Source organism: Castellaniella denitrificans (assembly GCF_027214045.1).
Taxonomy (GTDB): Bacteria; Pseudomonadota; Gammaproteobacteria; order Burkholderiales; family Burkholderiaceae_B; genus Castellaniella; species Castellaniella denitrificans_A.
This window is the reverse complement of sequence record NZ_JAPWHE010000002.1, coordinates 228,323-245,086: the sequence shown is the minus strand read 5'-3', so window position 1 is coordinate 245,086 and position 16,764 is coordinate 228,323. Positions and strand designations below refer to the sequence as shown.

At 67.3% G+C, this 16,764-nt stretch carries 15 protein-coding genes and 1 pseudogene; 9 read left to right on the top strand and 7 right to left on the bottom strand.

Annotated features, from left to right (window positions below):
- Positions 1 to 93 precede the first annotated feature (93 nt).
- The gene (locus O4H32_RS05275; protein ID WP_269357358.1) at positions 94 to 2,124 is read left to right on the top strand and encodes an OPT family oligopeptide transporter; all 2,031 of its coding nucleotides are present in this window, start codon (positions 94 to 96) and stop codon (positions 2,122 to 2,124) included.
- Positions 2,125 to 2,266: 142 nt separating this feature from the next.
- On the top strand, positions 2,267 to 3,298 hold the full coding sequence (gene gnd / locus O4H32_RS05270; protein WP_269357356.1) for a phosphogluconate dehydrogenase (NAD(+)-dependent, decarboxylating): 1,032 nt from the start codon (positions 2,267 to 2,269) through the stop codon (positions 3,296 to 3,298).
- Between the two features lie 161 nt (positions 3,299 to 3,459).
- Here gnd and O4H32_RS05265 read toward each other — a convergent pair whose 3' ends face one another.
- Both O4H32_RS05265 and O4H32_RS15050 read right to left on the bottom strand, forming a co-directional pair.
- Positions 3,460 to 4,236, bottom strand: a complete 777-nt coding sequence (locus O4H32_RS05265) for a methyl-accepting chemotaxis protein (RefSeq protein ID WP_475572014.1) — start codon at positions 4,234 to 4,236, stop codon at positions 3,460 to 3,462.
- 48 nt (positions 4,237 to 4,284) lie between these two features.
- Positions 4,285 to 4,416 (bottom strand): annotated as a pseudogene (locus tag O4H32_RS15050) (HAMP domain-containing protein); the annotation flags it as partial.
- Positions 4,417 to 5,137: 721 nt separating this feature from the next.
- Here O4H32_RS15050 and O4H32_RS05260 point away from each other — a divergent pair.
- Entirely contained in the window at positions 5,138 to 5,986 is an 849-nt protein-coding gene (locus O4H32_RS05260; protein WP_269357352.1) for a mechanosensitive ion channel family protein, read from the top strand.
- Positions 5,987 to 6,021: 35 nt separating this feature from the next.
- On the opposite strand, the gene cysE is transcribed toward O4H32_RS05260, so the two are convergent.
- Both cysE and O4H32_RS05250 read right to left on the bottom strand, forming a co-directional pair.
- Positions 6,022 to 6,966 (bottom strand): serine O-acetyltransferase, encoded by a 945-nt coding sequence (gene cysE / locus O4H32_RS05255; RefSeq protein WP_269357350.1) that lies wholly within the window; start codon positions 6,964 to 6,966, stop codon positions 6,022 to 6,024.
- Entirely contained in the window at positions 6,959 to 7,843 is an 885-nt protein-coding gene (locus tag O4H32_RS05250) for an RNA methyltransferase (protein ID WP_269357348.1), read from the bottom strand. The genes cysE and O4H32_RS05250 overlap by 8 nt, the downstream gene beginning before the upstream one ends.
- 39 nt (positions 7,844 to 7,882) lie before the next feature.
- On the opposite strand from O4H32_RS05250, the gene O4H32_RS05245 reads away from it, so the two are divergent.
- Both O4H32_RS05245 and O4H32_RS05240 read left to right on the top strand, forming a co-directional pair.
- Positions 7,883 to 8,665 carry an inositol monophosphatase family protein gene (locus O4H32_RS05245; protein ID WP_269357346.1) on the top strand — a complete coding sequence of 261 codons (783 nt, stop codon included), beginning with the start codon at positions 7,883 to 7,885 and terminating at the stop codon, positions 8,663 to 8,665.
- Between the two features lie 12 nt (positions 8,666 to 8,677).
- Positions 8,678 to 10,252 carry a TerC family protein gene (locus O4H32_RS05240; RefSeq protein WP_269357567.1) on the top strand — a complete coding sequence of 525 codons (1,575 nt, stop codon included), beginning with the start codon at positions 8,678 to 8,680 and terminating at the stop codon, positions 10,250 to 10,252.
- Positions 10,253 to 10,305: 53 nt separating this feature from the next.
- Here O4H32_RS05240 and O4H32_RS05235 read toward each other — a convergent pair whose 3' ends face one another.
- From O4H32_RS05235 to O4H32_RS05225, 3 genes are all read right to left on the bottom strand, one after another.
- A complete protein-coding gene (locus O4H32_RS05235; protein ID WP_269357344.1) occupies positions 10,306 to 11,085 on the bottom strand; it encodes a UDP-2,3-diacylglucosamine diphosphatase in 780 nt (259 codons plus the stop codon).
- Positions 11,078 to 11,587, bottom strand: a complete 510-nt coding sequence (locus O4H32_RS05230) for a peptidylprolyl isomerase (RefSeq protein ID WP_269357565.1) — start codon at positions 11,585 to 11,587, stop codon at positions 11,078 to 11,080. Before O4H32_RS05230 ends, O4H32_RS05235 begins: the two co-directional genes overlap by 8 nt.
- A 154-nt stretch (positions 11,588 to 11,741) precedes the next feature.
- Positions 11,742 to 12,431 carry a tetratricopeptide repeat protein gene (locus O4H32_RS05225; protein ID WP_269357342.1) on the bottom strand — a complete coding sequence of 230 codons (690 nt, stop codon included), beginning with the start codon at positions 12,429 to 12,431 and terminating at the stop codon, positions 11,742 to 11,744.
- 131 nt (positions 12,432 to 12,562) lie between these two features.
- Between O4H32_RS05225 and cysS the strand changes: the two genes are divergently transcribed.
- Genes cysS through tilS form a run of 4 tightly spaced genes read left to right on the top strand, consistent with a single transcriptional unit; the run spans position 12,563 to position 16,700 of the window.
- Positions 12,563 to 14,005: a cysteine--tRNA ligase gene (gene cysS / locus O4H32_RS05220; RefSeq protein ID WP_269357340.1), complete on the top strand. Its 1,443-nt coding sequence runs from the start codon at positions 12,563 to 12,565 to the stop codon at positions 14,003 to 14,005.
- Between the two features lie 2 nt (positions 14,006 to 14,007).
- Positions 14,008 to 14,661, top strand: coding sequence for a DNA-3-methyladenine glycosylase family protein (locus O4H32_RS05215; RefSeq protein ID WP_407932616.1), 654 nt, complete (start codon positions 14,008 to 14,010; stop codon positions 14,659 to 14,661).
- 37 nt (positions 14,662 to 14,698) lie between these two features.
- A complete protein-coding gene (locus tag O4H32_RS05210) occupies positions 14,699 to 15,661 on the top strand; it encodes an acetyl-CoA carboxylase carboxyltransferase subunit alpha (RefSeq protein ID WP_269357338.1) in 963 nt (320 codons plus the stop codon).
- Positions 15,636 to 16,700: a tRNA lysidine(34) synthetase TilS gene (gene tilS, locus O4H32_RS05205; protein WP_269357336.1), complete on the top strand. Its 1,065-nt coding sequence runs from the start codon at positions 15,636 to 15,638 to the stop codon at positions 16,698 to 16,700. The genes O4H32_RS05210 and tilS overlap by 26 nt, the downstream gene beginning before the upstream one ends.
- The last annotated feature ends 64 nt before the right edge of the window (positions 16,701 to 16,764 follow it).

The window sequence follows — 16,764 nt, the reverse complement described above, 5'->3', positions numbered from 1 at the left end:
TGAAGGGGGAGCTCCGTATTATCGTTCAATGGGATCGCCGCAGGTGGATACAATGCCCGGATCTCCGTTTCCACGCAAGGATCGACCGTCACCATGCCCGAGACTCACGCATCGCTCAAGGAGCTCACCCTGCGGGGTGTCGTTCTGGGGGCCTTGATCACCCTGGTCTTCACCGCTTCCAATGTCTATCTGGGCCTGAAGGTGGGCCTGACTTTCGCGTCCTCGATTCCGGCGGCGGTGATTTCCATGGCGGTCTTGCGGATGTTCCGCGACTCCAACGTGCTGGAGAACAACATCGTCCAGACGCAGGCGTCCGCGGCGGGCACTTTGTCCGCCGTCATCTTCGTGCTGCCGGCGCTGCTGATGATGGGGTACTGGACAGGATTCCCCCTGCTGCAGACCGCCATGATCTGCGCCTGCGGCGGGATCCTGGGCGTGGTGTTCACCGTACCGCTGCGTCGCGCGCTGGTCGTCAACAGCGACCTGCCGTATCCCGAAGGCGTGGCCGCCGCCGAGATTCTCAAGGTCGGCCAGAACCCGGGCGACGGCGCGGCAACCCGGCAGGCCGGCGGATTGCGCGACATCGTGGCCGGCGGCGTGCTGGCGGGCGGTTTCAGCCTGATGACGAGCGGCCTGCGTATCGCCGGTGACAGCGTGGGCTACTGGTTCACCGCCGGGCGTGCCGTGTTCCAGCTGCCCCTGGGCCTGTCCTTCGCCCTGGTCGGCGCGGGGTATCTGGTCGGCATCGTCGGCGGCGTGGCGATGCTGCTGGGCGTGGTGCTTTCCTGGGGCGTCGCCGTGCCCTGGCTGACGTCGCTGGCGCCCATGCCCGACGGCGCCAACCTGTCCAGTTTCGCCACCGGCATCTGGGTTTCCAAAGTGCGCCTGATCGGCGCCGGCATGATCGCCGTGGCGGCCGTCTGGACCCTGCTGACGCTGATCAAGCCCATGATCGAAGGCATGCGGATTTCGTTGTCGGTGCTGAAGCGCGGCTCGGGCGCATCGGGACAGGACCGCACCGATGCCGACCTGCCGCCGGGCTTGCTGCTGAAACTGACGCTGTTCATGATCCTGCTGCTGGGCGCGACGTTCCAGTCTTTCGTGGCGGACTCCGGCCTGCCCGCGCTGGCCGCCTGGACCCTGGTGGTGACCGGCGTCTTGCTGGCCTTCGTCTTTGGTTTCCTGGTGGCGGCCGCCTGCGGCTACATGGCCGGCCTGGTCGGTTCGTCGGCCAGCCCGATCTCCGGCATCGCCGTGATCGCCATCCTGGCCTCGTCCATGATTTTCATCGGTATCGGTCAGACGCAGGACTTGTTGGGCAACCCTGAATCCGTACGCTTCATGACGGCGCTGGCGCTGTTCTGCACCTCGGTCGTCGTGGCCGTGGCGGCGATTTCCAACGACAATCTGCAGGACCTGAAAACGGGCTGGCTGGTGCATGCGACCCCGTGGCGGCAACAGACGGCGCTGATCATCGGCTGCGTGATCGGCGCAGTGACGATTCCGCCGGTGCTGGAACTGCTCTATGAGGCTTATGGTTTCATCGGCAGCCTGCCGCGCGAGGGCATGGACCCGACCCAGGCCCTCGCCGCGCCGCAGGCCTCGCTCATGATCACCATCGCGCAGGGCCTGTTCAGCCATACGCTCGACTGGACGTACATCCGCATCGGTGTGCTGGTGGGGGCCGCGCTGATTGTCTTCGACTGGGTGCTGGGCCGCTTCACCCGGTTCCGCGTGCCGCCGCTGGCGGTGGCCATGGGCGTCTATCTGCCGCCTACGGTGGCCACGGCGCTGTTCGTCGGCGCCCTGATCTCGTGGTTCGTCCGGATCCGGATCCGCGCCCGGACGGTGGCGCAAGGGCCCGGGCGCGTTCAGGCGGCCGAGCAGGCCAGCGAGCGCACGGGTACGCTGTTCGCCTCGGGGCTGATCGTGGGCGAGAGCCTGGTGGGCGTCGTGCTGGCCATCGTGATCGTGGGCTCCATGGCATCCGGCGGCGGCGATGCGCCGCTGGCCGTGGCCGGCCCCGGATTCGCGCCGATCGCCACCGGCATCGGTCTGCTGGCCTTTTTGCTCATGTGCATTGTGTTCGTGCGGCGCGTGCTGGGGGCGGCCCGGAGCGGTTGAGCCCTGCGCGGGTTTCGGGCGAGAGCGCGGTTATGCGGGGATCCGCTCCATGGGTTGGAGCGCTCCCTGTTCTTGCGATGACAGTACTATCTCGCCTAGGCACGCTGCCGCGCGGGCAGCTCGGAAACTCACGGAGATTCACATGCAAATCGGCATGGTAGGTTTGGGCCGCATGGGCGCCGGCATGGCGCGCCGGCTCATGGACAACAATATCGGCTGTGTCGCCTACGATCCTCAACAAGACGCCGTGGCGCGCCTGGTCGCCGACGGGGCTGTCGGGGCAATTTCACTGGCCGATCTGGTCGACCAGCTCCCGCAGCCCCGCGCTGTCTGGCTGATGGTGCCGGCAGGCCTGGTGGAAGGCGTACTGAGCCAACTGGAACCGCTGCTCGACGCCGGCGACATCGTCATCGACGGCGGCAATTCCTGCTATCACGATGATATCCGTCGGGCAAAGGCGCTGGCGGTTCGGGGCATCCATTACCTGGACGTCGGTACCAGCGGTGGCGTGCATGGCCAGGCCCGCGGGTATTGCCTGATGATCGGCGGCGATGTCGCAGCGGTCCAAAGACTGGATCCGGTGTTCGCGGCGCTGTCGCCGGGCCGGGCCGCCGCCCCCCGCACGCCGGGACGAGGCGACGGGGCGGGTACGGCGGAACAGGGCTATCTGCACTGCGGCCCGGCGGGGGCGGGGCACTTCGTGAAGATGGTGCACAACGGCATCGAGTACGGGATCATGCAGGCCTACGCCGAAGGGTTCAATCTGCTGCGCCATGCCAACGTGGGCAAAGTCGCGCACGCGACCGACGCGGAAACGGCGCCGATGCGCGACCCTCAGCACTATCAATACGACATGGACCTGCCGGAAATCGCCGAACTCTGGCGCCGGGGCAGCGTGATCGGCTCGTGGTTGCTGGATCTGACGGCGCGAGCGTTTCAGGCCGATCCGGGGCTGGACGGTTTCGCGGGCCGGGTGTCGGATTCCGGCGAGGGCCGCTGGACGCTGCACGCAGCCATCGACGAGGGTGTGCCGGTGCCGGTGCTCAGCGCCGCACTGTTCGAACGCTTCCAGTCGCGCGGCAATGCCGAATTCGCCAACAAGGTGCTGTCGGCCATGCGCAAGGGCTTCGGCGGGCACGAGGAACCGGGGGCGGAAATCAACCGTTCAGCGTAACCCTTTGCGCCACCGAAGAAATCGGGGAAAGCCCAGGGTTTGTCCATGGATTTGTCCACAGACGGGGTGGATAATTTCGCGACAATAGGACTTGTCATGCATCGGTCATTTTTCTGCCCCAGATGCTATCTGTTTGATATGAAAGACTAAAGCTGAGTCCTTCAAGGCTTGTCCATGGACTTGTCCACAATCTGCGTGGATAAGACTGTCATCCCCAGTCGGAAGACAGCCAGGGAATCCTTCACTTCGTCGGCCAGGCGCTCCTGCAGGCCGGTGGCGCCGGCGGACTGTCGCACGAGCCGGGTATTGTGCTGTGTCGCGGTTTCGATCTGCGCCATGGCCTGGTGGATCTGTTCGATGCCGGCGGACTGCTCCACGGTGGCGGCGGTGATTTCTTCCATGATGCCGGACACTTTCCGGACCGAGGTGACGATTTCCAGCATGGTCCGGCCCGCCTGCCGCATGCGGGCCGAGCCGTCCTCGATGCGCAGGGTTGATTGCTCGATCAAGTCCTTGATTTCCCGCGCGGCGGCGGCGCTGCGCTGGGCCAGCGCCCGGACTTCCGCGGCCACGACGGCGAAACCGCGGCCTTCCTCGCCGGCGCGGGCGGCCTCCACGGCCGCGTTCAGGGCCAGGATGTTGGTCTGGAAGGCGATGCCGTCGATGACACCGACGATCTCGCCGATGCGCCGGGAACTGTCCGAGATGCCCTCCATGGTCTCGATCAGTTCGTCCACGGTCCGCCCGCCGTCCGAGGCCACGCCCGAGGCCTGGCCGGCCAGCTGGTTGGCCTGACGGGCGTTGCCGGCGTTCTGCCGGGTCGTGCTCGCCAGTTCCTCGATACTGGCCGCAGTCTGCTGCAGGGCCGCCGCCTGCTGTTCCGTGCGCGCGTTCAGGTCCTGGTTGCCGGCGGCGATCGCGCGCGCGCCCTGGACCATGCGGCCGGTGCGTTCCAGGACCAGGGCGATCATGGTGCGCAGACTCTCCTGCGTGTCCTTCAGCCCCTGGAACAGTTGCCCGATTTCATCCCGGGTCCAGACCTCGATGGAGGCCGTCAGGTCGCCGTCGGCGATCCGGCGCAGCAACTGGCCGCTGTCCAGAAGCGGGTTCAGAACCATGCGCAGCAAGGCGCGGTAAATCAGCCAGGCCAGCAGGATGGACGCCAGCCCCAGCCCGATCAGGCCACTGCGCAGCGGCTCAGGCACCGGCGCCGCGAGCCACAGGGCGCCGCCGACGGCCAGCAGGGTGGGCAGCAGCAGCGCCAGGGTGGACAGCGCCAGCCGGACGCGCAATGAGCGCGTCAGAAGGAAATGCTTCATGTCTCGCCTCCGTCGCGTAGCCCGAGGGCCTGCGCGCTTGATGTGTTTTCTTCGGCGGTCGCCGGGGTGCGGGCGGAACGCCTGGGCGCAATGCGCCGGGTCACTATATCGGTCCCTGGGAGTGCGGACATTTCCGCACATCAATACCCTTCATCACGCGGCATGAAGACCGGACCGGTCCGGGCATTTTCCGACCGCCGGGCCTAAGTGATTGAGGCATAGGGAAAACCCTGAGAATCTCGGGGTTTGTCCATGGATTTGTCCACAGGCAGGGTGGATAAATCCTCAGCGGTTCAATGTTCATGAAACGGTCATTTTTCTGTCATGAGATATAAATACATGATTTAAAAGGAATAAATAAATCATTCCGGGACTTTTCCATGCGCTTGTCCACAATCGGCGTGGATAAATCGGTGACGGCGCATGCCCGACTCATCGATCGGCCGGGCGGCCGATCGGGGCGCTCCCGGGGCAACGTAAAATCAGCGTTTTACTTGTTTCATTCTTGGAGATTTCAGCCATGGAACAGCTTCAGGCTTTCTGGTCCGGCCTGCCCGATCTGAGCGGCATCGTGATCCATTTCGGCGTGACCCTGGCGATTCTGGTGATCGGCTGGGCCGTATCCAATCTGTTGGGTCGCTGGATGCGCCACATCGCGGATCGTTCCGCCCGGATCGATCCGACCATCGTCCCCATGATCCGCAGCGTCACCGTCTGGGCCGTGCGCATCGTCGTGCTGCTGGCCGTGCTGGCGCGATTGGGCGTGCAGACCGCCAGCCTGGTCGCCATGCTGGGCGCTTCCGCCCTGGCCATTGGCCTGGCCTTGCAGGGGACGCTGCAGAATTTCGCCGCCGGCATCATGCTGCTGGTACTGCGGCCGGTGCGTGCGGGCGAGTTCGTCTCCATCGGTAGCCAGGGCTCGGGCACCGTGGATGAAATCGGTCTGTTCATGACCCGTTTCGTGCAGGTCGACGGCATCCAGATCCTGCTGCCCAACACCCTGGTCTGGGGGAGTCCGATCACCAACTACAGCCGCAACAAGACCCGCCGCCTGGACATCATGCTGGGGGTGCGATACGACGACGACCTGGAAGCCGCGCTGGCGACCCTGCGGTCATTGATTGATCGCCATGACGACATTCTGGCCGATCCCGCGCCCCAGGTCATGGTCATGGAATACCGGGACAGCACCATCATGGTGAACGTCCGCGCATGGGCGCTGGCGGAAAAATACTGGGACGTGTATTTCGACCTGCAGCGTCGGGCGCCCCAGGCGCTGCGCCAGGCGGGCCTGCGCACGCCCATCCCCTTGCGCGAGGTCCAGTCCATCCCGGTCTCGTCGCAAAAAGACAAGACGGTCAATGCGTGACCTTTTTCGTCGACGGGCCGCCGACGCCCGCCTCTTTACTCCACCATGCGGTTCAGCCGCTCCGCATCCAGCGGCCTCTGGCCGTTTTCGATACGCTGCCCCAGGTCTTCCAGGGCCGAACACAGACGGTGGATGCGCGCGTCCTGTTGGGCCGTGTGGTTGATGAGTTCATGCAGCACCTTGACCAGCGGATCGTCGTCGGCGCGCCCGACCCCGTAGGGTGCGAAGTCTTCCTGGGGTCCGGCCTCCCGGGTGTCGGACCCGGACCGGCCCCGCTGCAGCAGTTCCTGAAGCGGTCGGGCGGCCCATTCCGCTTGAGAAGGCGGGATTTCCTCCTGGCAAAGCGATCCGGCGGGGCGCGAGGCGGTCCGCGTCCGGTCGTCGCCGGGCCTTGGATGGTCCGTGTGCCCAGGTGTCGTGGAAGCCGGGGACGTGTCCTGGACGGCGTCGGAGGCCGCATGGTCCTCAGGCAGGATCACCCGTGCCGGGTTGCCCACGGCGGTCGCCCCGGCGGGCACGGGCTTGATCACCACGGCGTTCGAACCGATCCGGGCATGGGCGCCCACGGTGAATCCCCCCAGAATCTGGGCGCCCGCCCCGACGACGACGCCTTCTTCCAGAGTCGGGTGGCGCTTCTCGCCCTTGTACAGTCGGGTGCCGCCCAGGGTGACGCCCTGGTAGATCGTGCAGTCGTCGCCGATTTCGGCGGTCTCGCCGATCACGACGCCGAAGCCGTGGTCGATGAATACGCGCCGGCCGATGCGGGCGCCGGGATGGATTTCGATGCCGGTGAACAAGCGTCCCAGATGGGACACGAAGCGGCCCGCCCAGTACCAGCCGCGCCGCCACAGGCCGTGCGCCAGCCGGTGGACCAGGATGGCGTGCAGGCCGGGATAACAGGTCAGGATTTCGAGCCGGCTGCGGGCTGCGGGATCGCGGTCGTGGATGCAGGCGATGTCTTCGCGAAGCTGGTCAAACATGTCGGTCGGTGCTCGGGATGTGCTCGTGTTCATCGGCGTCGGGACCGGGGCGGGCTCCCGTCCTTTCGGCGTAGGCGTGGCCGGCGCTGCGGATCATCGCGGTGCACAGGCCCCGCACCATATCCACCTCGTCGGCGCTCAGCCGGTTCCGGATCCACATCTGCCGCATGCGCGGCACCAGTTTTTTCGGATGCCGGGGGTCCAGGAATCCCACGGCCAACAGGGCCCGCTCGAAATGCTCCAGCATGGCCTGGACGCGTTCGCCGCTGGCCGGATCCGATCCCGGGTCGTGCCGGGCATGGGTGTCGGGCAGACGTGCCGCGCCGGCCAGGGGCAGCAGGGCATAGCGCATTTCCCAGGCGGCCAGCTGCAGCGCCTGGGACACGTTCAGCGAACTGTACGCTGGATTGGCCGGAATGTGGCAGACCCGCTGACACAGGATGATGTCTTCGTTGGACAGACCGGTGCGTTCCGTGCCCAGGACGATGGCGATGCGCGCGTCCGGACCGGCCAGCTCGGCGGCCGATTGCACGGCGGCCTCGCGGATGTCGCAGGGCGGGGGGCCGATGGCCCGCGCCCGCGCCGTCAGTGCGAAGGCCAGGGTTGCGGACCCCAGCGCCTCGGCCAGCGTGGCGTGCGTGCGGGCGCGTTTCAGGATGTCGCCGGCCCCGCTCGCCAGGGCGAGGGCGTCGGGCTGGCGCAGGATGTCCGGGTCGGCGGGGGCCACCAGGCGCAGGTCGTGAAAGCCCATGGTCTTGATCGCCCTGGCCGCCGAACCGACGTTGCCGGGGTGGCTGGGGCTGACCATGATGAAGCGCACCCGGTCGAAAATATCCGGGGCGTCGGGAGGCGTGTCGGAGGAAACTGGCGGAGTCATTTAAAATAGGGATCTGTCACCCGTGATCTTTGGAAATCTATGCACCCGATGCTCAACACCGCCATCAAGGCGGCACGCCGTGCCGGCGCCATCATCAACCGCGCCAGCCTCGACCTCGAACGCCTGAACGTGGCGCGCAAGGGGCCGAAGGACTACGTCACGGAAGTCGACCGGGCCGCAGAGGAATCCATCATCGACATTTTACGCACAGCCTATCCCGACCATGGCATCCTGGCCGAGGAATCCGGCCGCCTGCAGGCCGGCGGCGGCCAGGCGGACGCGGAATTCCAGTGGGTGATCGACCCGCTGGACGGCACCACGAACTTCATCCACGGCTTCGCGCACTATGCCGTGTCCATCGCGCTGATGCATCGGGGCCAGGCCGCGCACGCGGTGGTCTATGACCCCACGCGCAACGAAATGTTCACTGCCAGCCGGGGCAGCGGCGCCTTTCTGAACGACCGCCGGGTGCGGGTGTCCTCCTGCTTGCGCTACCACGACGCCTTGCTGGCCTCGCACATCCCCCAGTCCACGGCGTTGCCTGCGAGCTCGCCCTTCGTCCCGCTGCTGGCCGAATGCGCGGCGGCGCGGCGCACGGGCTCCACGGTCCTGGACCTGTCCTGGGTGGCCAGCGGCCGGCTGGACGGTTTCTGCGGCGTCGGGCTCAAGCCCTGGGACATGGCCGCCGGCAGCCTGCTGGTGCTCGAGGCCGGCGGCCTGATGGCCGACTTCCAGGGTGAGCAGGGCTGGATGGAATCGGGCAACGTGCTGGCTGCGCCGCCCAAGATATTCGCGCAGATGATGACGCATCTGCTCGCCTGAAGGAACACGATGATGGAATGGTTGCTGGATCCGGCAGCCTGGGTGGGCTTGTTCACCCTGATCGTCCTGGAAATCGTCCTGGGCATCGACAATCTGGTCTTCATCGCCATCCTGGTCGACAAGCTGCCGCCCAAGCAGCGCGACCGCGCCCGTGTGCTGGGCCTGAGCCTGGCGCTCATCATGCGTCTGTTCCTGCTGACGCTGATGTCCTGGCTGGTGAAGCTCACCGAGCCCCTGGTGCACCTGGGCGACCTGTCGTTCTCGGGCCGCGACCTGATCCTGATCGTGGGTGGCTTCTTCCTGCTGTTCAAGGGCACGTTCGAACTGCACGACCGCATCGAGGGCCGCACCCAGCACGCCTCGGGTTCGCGACTGCACGCCGGTTTCGGAGTGATCGTCACCCAGATCGTCATTCTGGACGCGGTGTTCTCCGTCGATTCGGTGATCACGGCCGTGGGCATGGTCGACCATCTGGCGATCATGATGGCCGCGGTGGTGATCGCCATGGGCATCATGCTGGTGGCGTCCAAGCCGCTGACCGCCTTCGTCAATGCCCACCAGACGGTGGTCATCCTGTGCCTGGGCTTCCTGCTGACGATCGGCTTTTCGCTGGTTGCCGACGGGTTCAGCTTCCACGTGCCCAAGGGCTATCTGTACGCCGCCATCGTGTTCTCGGTGCTGATCGAGGGCCTGAACCAATGGGCGCGTCGCAACGTGCGCCGCGCCGAGATGCGCCGGCCGCTGCGCGAGCGCACCGCCGAGGCCGTGCTGCTGATGCTGGGCCACAAGCCGATGGCCGGTCCCGAGCCCGAGACGGGCGAGGACGCGCCCGCGCCGGTCGAGGCCTTCGGCGACGAGGAACGCAACATGGTCAGCGGTGTGCTGACGCTCAGCGATCGCAACGTGCATTCCGTCATGACGCCACGCACCGATGTCTCCTGGATCAACCTGGATGCGCCGGCCGAAGACTTGCGCGCCCAGTTGATCCGCGAGCCGCACAGTTTCTTTCCGGTGTGCCGCGGTTCGCTGGACGAGGTCGTGGGCGTGGGCCGCGCCAAGGATCTGCTGCTGGACCTTCTGGAACATGGCGGCATCCGCGAGACACGGCTGCGTGAGCCGATCATCGTGCACGAGACCATCCCCATCCTGGGGCTCATGGAAACGCTCAAGCGCTCGCACGGGCTGCTGGTCCTGGTGGCCGACGAGTTCGGTTCCATCGTCGGCGTGGTGACGCCGATCGACATCTTCGAGGCCATCGCCGGCGAATTCCCCGACGAGGACGAGGCCCCCGACATCATCGATCAGGGCAATGGCCGCTGGCGCGTCGACGGCGCCGCCGACCTGCATCACCTGGAACAGGTCCTGCACACCGACGGGCTGGTCGACGAGCACGAGGAATACTCCACCATCGCGGGCTATCTGCTGAGCCGTTTCGGGCGCCTGCCCGACGTCGGCGATCACTGCGAACTGACGAGTGGCTACGGCGGTTTCCGTTTCACCGTCGCCGCATTGGAAGGCCGCCGCATCGCCGCCGTCCAGATCGACAGCCTCGATCCGTTCGACCCCGAGGCCGAGCCTCAGGACTGAGCGCTTCGGCCCCCGTCGCGCCTTGCAAGGCGCCCCGATGCGTCAGGCACGGATCAGTCCGCAGGGGCCTGATCCGTGACCAGCCGAATCCCGGTCGCGTCGATCTCGATCCAGCCGCCCCTGGGGGGCGCGTCGCTGTCGCATTCCCAATCGGGCAGCACGTAGCGCCGCGCCGCGCGGCCGTCCAGATCCAGCGCGTGGATGGCGGGCCGGTGCGTGTGGCCGTGGATCAGGATGTCGCATCCGGCCCCGCGCAGCGCCCGGGCGATGGCGGCGGGGTTCACGTCCATGATCGCCATGGATTTGGTTTTGCGTGCCTGCCGGCTGCGCGCGCGTGCCCGTGCCGCGATGGCGCGCCGCAGGCCCAGGGGCAGGGCCAGGAACACTCGCTGGATCCAGGGTGTGCGGACGATGCGGCGGAAGCGCTGATAGGCGAGGTCGTCGGTGCAGAATTCGTCGCCATGGGCCAGCAGGATCGGGCCGGCGTCGGTGTCCAGGACGGCGGGCGTATCCAGCAGCCGGGCGCCCAGCGCGTCGGCGAGGGTGCGGCCCATCAGGAAATCGCGGTTGCCGCGCGCCAGCCACAGGGGGATGGCGTCGGCGGTGGCGCGCAGTTCATCCAGTGCGGCGGCGAGCCAGGCGGGCGGTGTGCGCAGGGCGTGATCGTCGCCGATCCAGGCATCGAAAAGGTCGCCGCACAGGACCAGGGCGTCGGCGTGGCGCCGTGCCCGGTCCAGGAACGCGTAGAAGGCGCGTGCCGTCTCCGGGACGGCTTCGCCCAGGTGGATGTCCGAGGCGATCCAGATGGCGCCTCGCAGCGCCTGTTTATTCAACCAGCGTGGCGCTTTCGATGACGACGTCCTCGACGGGCACGTCCTGGTGGAAGCCCTTGCTGCCGGTCTTCACTTTCTTGATCTCGTCGACGACTTCCGTGCCCTCGATGACGCGGCCGAAGACGGCATAGCCCCAGCCGTTGGAGGTGGGGGCGGTGAAGTTCAGGAAATCGTTGTCGGACACGTTGATGAAGAACTGGGCCGTGGCCGAATGCGGATCGGCGGTGCGCGCCATGGCGAGCGTGTAGCGGTCGTTCTTCAGGCCGTTGTTGGCCTCGTTTTCGACCGGCGCGTGGGTCTGTTTCTGTTTCATGCCGGGTTCGAAGCCGCCGCCCTGGATCATGAAGTTGTTGATGACGCGGTGGAAGATGGTGCCGTCGTAGAAGCCTTCCTTGACGTAGCGCAGGAAATTTTCGACGGTCTTGGGGGCTTTCTCGGCGTCCAGTTCGATCAGCAGATCGCCCTTGTTGGTATGGATTCTGACGTGTGGATGAGTGCTCATGGCTGTGCTTTGAGTGGATGGGTTGGAATCGGTCTGCGCGGCGGCGGCTCCGCCTGCCAGGACCAGGGCGCAGCCCAGACTGCAGGCCCGCGCCCAGGGCAGGATGCGGGAAAGAAACGAGGCGTGGGGCATGGCGGCGTTCAGTGCAAAAGGGCTATTGTGCCTGAGGGGCGGGGGTCTTGTCGTGCGCCGGCCCGGAGGGCGCCGGGGCCGTGCCGGCCGCCCGGGCGCGGTCGAAGGCTTCCTGGGCCAGGCGCATCTGCACATGGCCCAGGTTTTCCAGCGCCGGCGCGAAAGACGGGTCGGATACCAGTGCCATGTCCAGCGCTTCGCGGGCCAGCTGGAGCTGGCCCTGGCGGGCGTATTCGATCGCCAGCGCGTTCCAGGGTTCGGGCAGTTCGGGGTAGTCGGTGGTCATCTGGCGCCAGACGGCCATGGCCTCGTCGTGCCGCCCCAGCGCTCCCAGGGCCCGCCCCTGCAAGTAGCGCAACTGGACGTCGGCGCCCGGGGTGACGGATTCGTCGCGCGTGGCCTGGCGCTTGGCGATGATGTCCAGGGCTTCTTCGGCGCGGCCCGCGTCGATCAGCGCCGAGATGTGATCGGCAAGCTGGGCGGCCGTCAGCGGGATGGCGGTATCCACCGAGGGTTCGGCCTTTTTCAGTACGTCGGCGAAGGCCTGCCAGCCGCGTTCCGGCGGAGGCACCTCGGTGAACGCACCGGTCTCGGGGTTGTAGTTCAGGTTCGGGATGCCCGCATTGGCGTCGGCGTCCGGGGAGGCCGCCAGAGCCGGAACCGCCATCAGGCAGGCGCACAGGGCCAAAACAGGAAGAAAAGGGCGGGTCACGTCTCGGGGCGCCTATGGGTGGGGTTCTGGAATCAGAGCGGGGGACGGTATACTTGTCAGTCCATTTTACATCCCCGCGCGCTGCCCGCATGGTCCGGAGCGGCGGGTTCGCCCGTCTCATCCTGCCCGACATGCTCCATATCCACGACACCCTGACACGCCAGAAAATTCCGCTGCGCACAGCGGAGCCGGGGGTGGTGCGCATGTACGTCTGCGGCATGACGGTCTACGATTTCTGCCACCTGGGCCATGCGCGCATGCTGGTCGGCTTCGATGTCGTGCAGCGCTGGTTGAGGGCTTCGGGCTATCGGGTGCGCTACGTGCGCAACATCACCGACATCGACGACAAGATCATCCGCCGCGCCGTCGAGCGCGGCGTCACCATCCGCGCGCTGACCGGATTCTTCATCGACGCCATGCGCGCCGACGAGCGCGCTCTCGGGGTCCAGGCCCCCGATGACGAGCCGCGCGCCACGGAACACGTGGCCGGCATGCTCGACATCATCCGCACGCTCGAATCCAGGGGGCTGGCCTACCAGGGCGCCGACGGCGACGTCAATTTCGCGGTGCGCAAATTCCCCGGCTACGGCAAGCTGTCGGGCAAGTCGCTGGACGACCTGCGCGCGGGCGAACGCGTCGCCGTATCGGCCGGCAAGCAGGATCCGCTGGACTTCGTGCTGTGGAAATCCGCCAAGCCCGACGAGCCCGCCGACACCCGCTGGGATTCTTCCTACGGGCCGGGGCGCCCGGGCTGGCACATCGAATGCTCGGCCATGAGCCATGCGCTGCTGGGCATGCCGCTGGACATCCACGGTGGCGGTCCGGACCTGAAATTCCCTCACCACGAAAACGAGATCGCCCAGAGCGAGGGCGCTTTCGGCGGCACCCTGGCCACGGCCTGGATGCACTGCGGTCCGATGATGGTGGACGCCGAAAAGATGTCCAAATCCCTGGGCAATTTCCAGCGCATCCGGGACACGGTCGCGCTGGATGCGGCCGACGACCGGGCCGACTATGCCGTCAATCCGCGCGAAGCCGAAATGCTGCGTTTTTTCCTGGTGCGCAGCCACTACCGCAGCGCTCAGAACTACGCGCCCGACAACCTGCTGGACGCCCAGAACGCCCTGGACCGGCTCTACCAGACGCTGGCCAGTGTGCCGCCCGCCGACGTCGCCGTCGACTGGGAAGACCCGTCCGCCCAGGCCTTCCGCGCCGCCATGGATGATGACTTCAACACGGCCGGTGCCGTGGCCGTGCTGTTCGATCTGGCGGGGCGGGCCAACCGCGAATCCAGCGCCCGGGCCAGCGGCCTGATGCGCGCCCTGGGCGGCATCCTGGGGCTGTTGCAGACCGACCCCGCCGTCTACCTGAAATCACCCACCCGCTTCCTGGCGGGCGGCGTCCGCGCGGACACGCTGTCGTCCGACGCCATCGAAGCCCTGATCGCCGAACGCACCCACGCCAAGGCCGCGCGCGATTTCGCCCGCGCGGACGCCATCCGCGCCCAATTGCGCGACCAGGGCGTGGAACTGGCCGACGCGGCCGGCGGCGCCACCCAATGGCGGCGGGTGTGACCATGGACATGCAACATCACAGCCCCGCCGCGCTGCGGCCCGCCTATTGGACGCAGGCCTGCGATCACCTGATGCAGCGCGACCGCATCCTGCGCAAGCTGATCCCGGTGTATGGCCACGAGGCCATGCAGGCGCGCCAGAGTCCGTTCCAGACCCTGATCCGCATCATCGTCGGCCAGCAGATTTCCCTGGCCCTGGGGCGCAAGCTCTGGGCCCGGCTGGTCCAGGCCTGCGGCAACGACATGGGGCCCGGCTGCATCGCCCGGTTCACCGAGGCCGAACTGCGCGAACTCGGTCTGTCCCTGCGCAAGGCCCAGTATCTGCGCGACGCGGCCGAATTCTTCGCCCGGCCCGACCGGCTGGATCCCGCCTGGTGGGAATCCCATGACGACGCGGCCGTGATGGCCCTGCTGTGCGATATCCGCGGCGTGGGCCGCTGGACGGCGGAAATGTTCCTGATCTTCTTCCTCGGGCGCCCCGATGTCCTGCCGCTGGACGACACGGCGCTGCTCAAGGCCATCTCCCATCACTACTTCAGCGGCGAGCCGGTCTCGCGTTTCGAGGCCCGCGAAGTCTCCCAGGCCTGGGCGCCGTGGCGCACGGTCGCCAGCTGGTACCTGTGGCGCAGCATGGATGCCGCCGCCGTCGAGTACTGATCGAGTCCCGAAATTCCGTCCTAGGACCCCTGCTCTCATGCGAAATACATTTCTTGAATTCGAACAGCCTCTGGCCGAACTCGACCAAAAGATCGAGGAACTGCGCTATGTGCAGACCGACTCCGCCGTCGACATTTCAGAGGAAGTCAACCGCCTGCAGCAGAAAAGCCAGTCCCTGGCCAAGAGCATCTACGCGAAACTGACGCCCTGGCAGACCGCGCTGGTGGCCCGCCACCCCCAGCGGCCCTACACCATGGACTACGTCCAGGCGCTGTTCACGGATTTCCACGAACTGCATGGCGACCGCATGTACGCGGACGACCAGTCCATCGTGGGCGGACTGGCGCGCTTCAACGGCACGCCCTGCATGGTGATCGGCCACCAGAAAGGCCGCGACACCAAGGAACGCGCCCTGCGCAATTTCGGCATGCCGCTGCCGGAAGGCTACCGCAAGGCCCTGCGCCTGATGAAACTGGCCGAAAAATTCCGCCTGCCGGTGTTCACCTTCGTCGACACCCCGGGCGCCTATCCCGGCGTGGGGGCCGAGGAACGCGGCCAGTCCGAAGCCATCGGCCACAACCTGTACGCCATGGCCGGCCTGAAAGTGCCCATCATCGTCACCATCATCGGCGAGGGCGGTTCGGGCGGTGCGCTGGCGATCGCCGTGGGCGACACGGTCATGATGCTGCAATATGCCACCTACGCCGTCATTTCGCCCGAGGGCTGCGCCTCCATCCTGTGGCGCAGCGCCGACAAGGCCTCCGTCGCGGCCGAGGCCCTGGCCATCACCGCGCCGCGCCTGAAGGACCTGGGCCTGATCGACCGCGTGGTCAACGAACCCGTGGGCGGCGCCCACCGCGATCCGGCCACCATGGCCCGCCAGCTCCAGCGCGCCCTGGCCGACGCCCTGCGCGAACTTTCCAGCCTGGACGTGGACGAGCTGCTGCGTCGCCGCCTCGAGCGCGTCTCGGCCTATGGGCGCTTCCAGGAAGCCCGCTAGGCAGGTTCATCAGGGAGGCGACCCCTGGGGATCGGCGCTCGACCCAGCGCTGCTGCGGGCGCTCGACGCCGCCCTGGCGGCGCGGCCCTCGGGCTCGATCATCGGCGTGGCGCTCAGCGCCGGGGCCGATTCCGCCATGCTGGCCCTGCACGCGGCCAGCGCGGCCCGGCGCCTCGGACTGCGCCTGCACTGTTTCCACATCCATCACGGCCTGCAGGCCGAAGCCGACGATTGGCGGGACCATGCGCATCGACTGGCCACTCTGCTGGGGGCGGAATGCCACAGCCGGCGGGTGGCGGTCGGCGTCGATGGCCGGGGCATGGAAGCCGCCGCCCGGGATGTCCGCTATGCCGCGCTGGCCGAATTGGCCGCCCATGCCGGGGCCGGGCACCTGCTGCTGGCCCATCACCAGGACGACCAGGCCGAGACCGTGCTGCTGCGCCTGCTGCGCGGGACCGGGCCGCTGGGCCTGGCGGCCATGAGACCCGTCACTGAACGCGCCGGCCTGGTCTGGATCCGGCCCTGGCTGGACCAGCCCCGGTCCGCAATCCTGGATTGCGCGCGGCGATTCGAGGCCTTGAGCGGCTGGCGGCCGGTCGACGATCCCAGCAATGCCGACGTCCGCTACGCCCGTGCCGCCCTGCGCGAAGGACTGGCGCCGGTGCTGGACGCGCGCTGGCCGGCCTGGCGCCGGACCCTGGCCCGGCATGCCGCCCAGGCGCGGGACCTGTCCGACTGGGTGGCAGAAACCGCCCGCGCCGATTGGACCGGGCTGGACCCCGCGCCCGACGGACGATCGTTTTCGCTTGCCGCCTGGCGCGCGCTGCCGCAGACGCGGCAGGCGCCGGCCCTGCGCCATTGGCTGCTCGGCCTTGGCTTGCGCATGCCCACCGAGGCCCGCTTGCGGGCCTGGCTGCGTTCGCTGCGCGAGGTCCACGCCTTGGGCCATGACCGCGATTTGCGGCTGCTTCACGAGGACGTCTGGATCGTGGTGCGGCGCGGCCGCGTTCTCTGCGTCGCCAAAACCCGGGTAGAATGATCAGTTTTGTGCGGTAGGGCAAGTTCATCATTGCTCGACGCATTACATGGGGCGAGCCGGCCGA

Excerpts from the sequence above, each read along its gene's own strand:
- cysS (WP_269357340.1), top strand. The coding sequence starts at position 12,563 with ATGCTCCATATCCACGACACCCTGACACGCCAGAAAATTCCGCTGCGC.
- O4H32_RS05240 (WP_269357567.1), top strand. The coding sequence starts at position 8,678 with ATGGAATGGTTGCTGGATCCGGCAGCCTGGGTGGGCTTGTTCACCCTG.
- O4H32_RS05215 (WP_407932616.1), top strand. The coding sequence starts at position 14,008 with ATGGACATGCAACATCACAGCCCCGCCGCGCTGCGGCCCGCCTATTGG.
- O4H32_RS05250 (WP_269357348.1), bottom strand. The coding sequence starts at position 7,843 with ATGACTCCGCCAGTTTCCTCCGACACGCCTCCCGACGCCCCGGATATT.
- O4H32_RS05260 (WP_269357352.1), top strand. The coding sequence starts at position 5,138 with ATGGAACAGCTTCAGGCTTTCTGGTCCGGCCTGCCCGATCTGAGCGGC.
- O4H32_RS05230 (WP_269357565.1), bottom strand. The coding sequence starts at position 11,587 with ATGAGCACTCATCCACACGTCAGAATCCATACCAACAAGGGCGATCTG.
- O4H32_RS05210 (WP_269357338.1), top strand. The coding sequence starts at position 14,699 with ATGCGAAATACATTTCTTGAATTCGAACAGCCTCTGGCCGAACTCGAC.
- O4H32_RS05275 (WP_269357358.1), top strand. The coding sequence starts at position 94 with ATGCCCGAGACTCACGCATCGCTCAAGGAGCTCACCCTGCGGGGTGTC.
- gnd (WP_269357356.1), top strand. The coding sequence starts at position 2,267 with ATGCAAATCGGCATGGTAGGTTTGGGCCGCATGGGCGCCGGCATGGCG.
- O4H32_RS05265 (WP_475572014.1), bottom strand. The coding sequence starts at position 4,236 with ATGGTCCAGGGCGCGCGCGCGATCGCCGCCGGCAACCAGGACCTGAAC.
- cysE (WP_269357350.1), bottom strand. The coding sequence starts at position 6,966 with ATGTTTGACCAGCTTCGCGAAGACATCGCCTGCATCCACGACCGCGAT.
- tilS (WP_269357336.1), top strand. The coding sequence starts at position 15,636 with ATGGGCGCTTCCAGGAAGCCCGCTAGGCAGGTTCATCAGGGAGGCGAC.
- O4H32_RS05245 (WP_269357346.1), top strand. The coding sequence starts at position 7,883 with ATGCACCCGATGCTCAACACCGCCATCAAGGCGGCACGCCGTGCCGGC.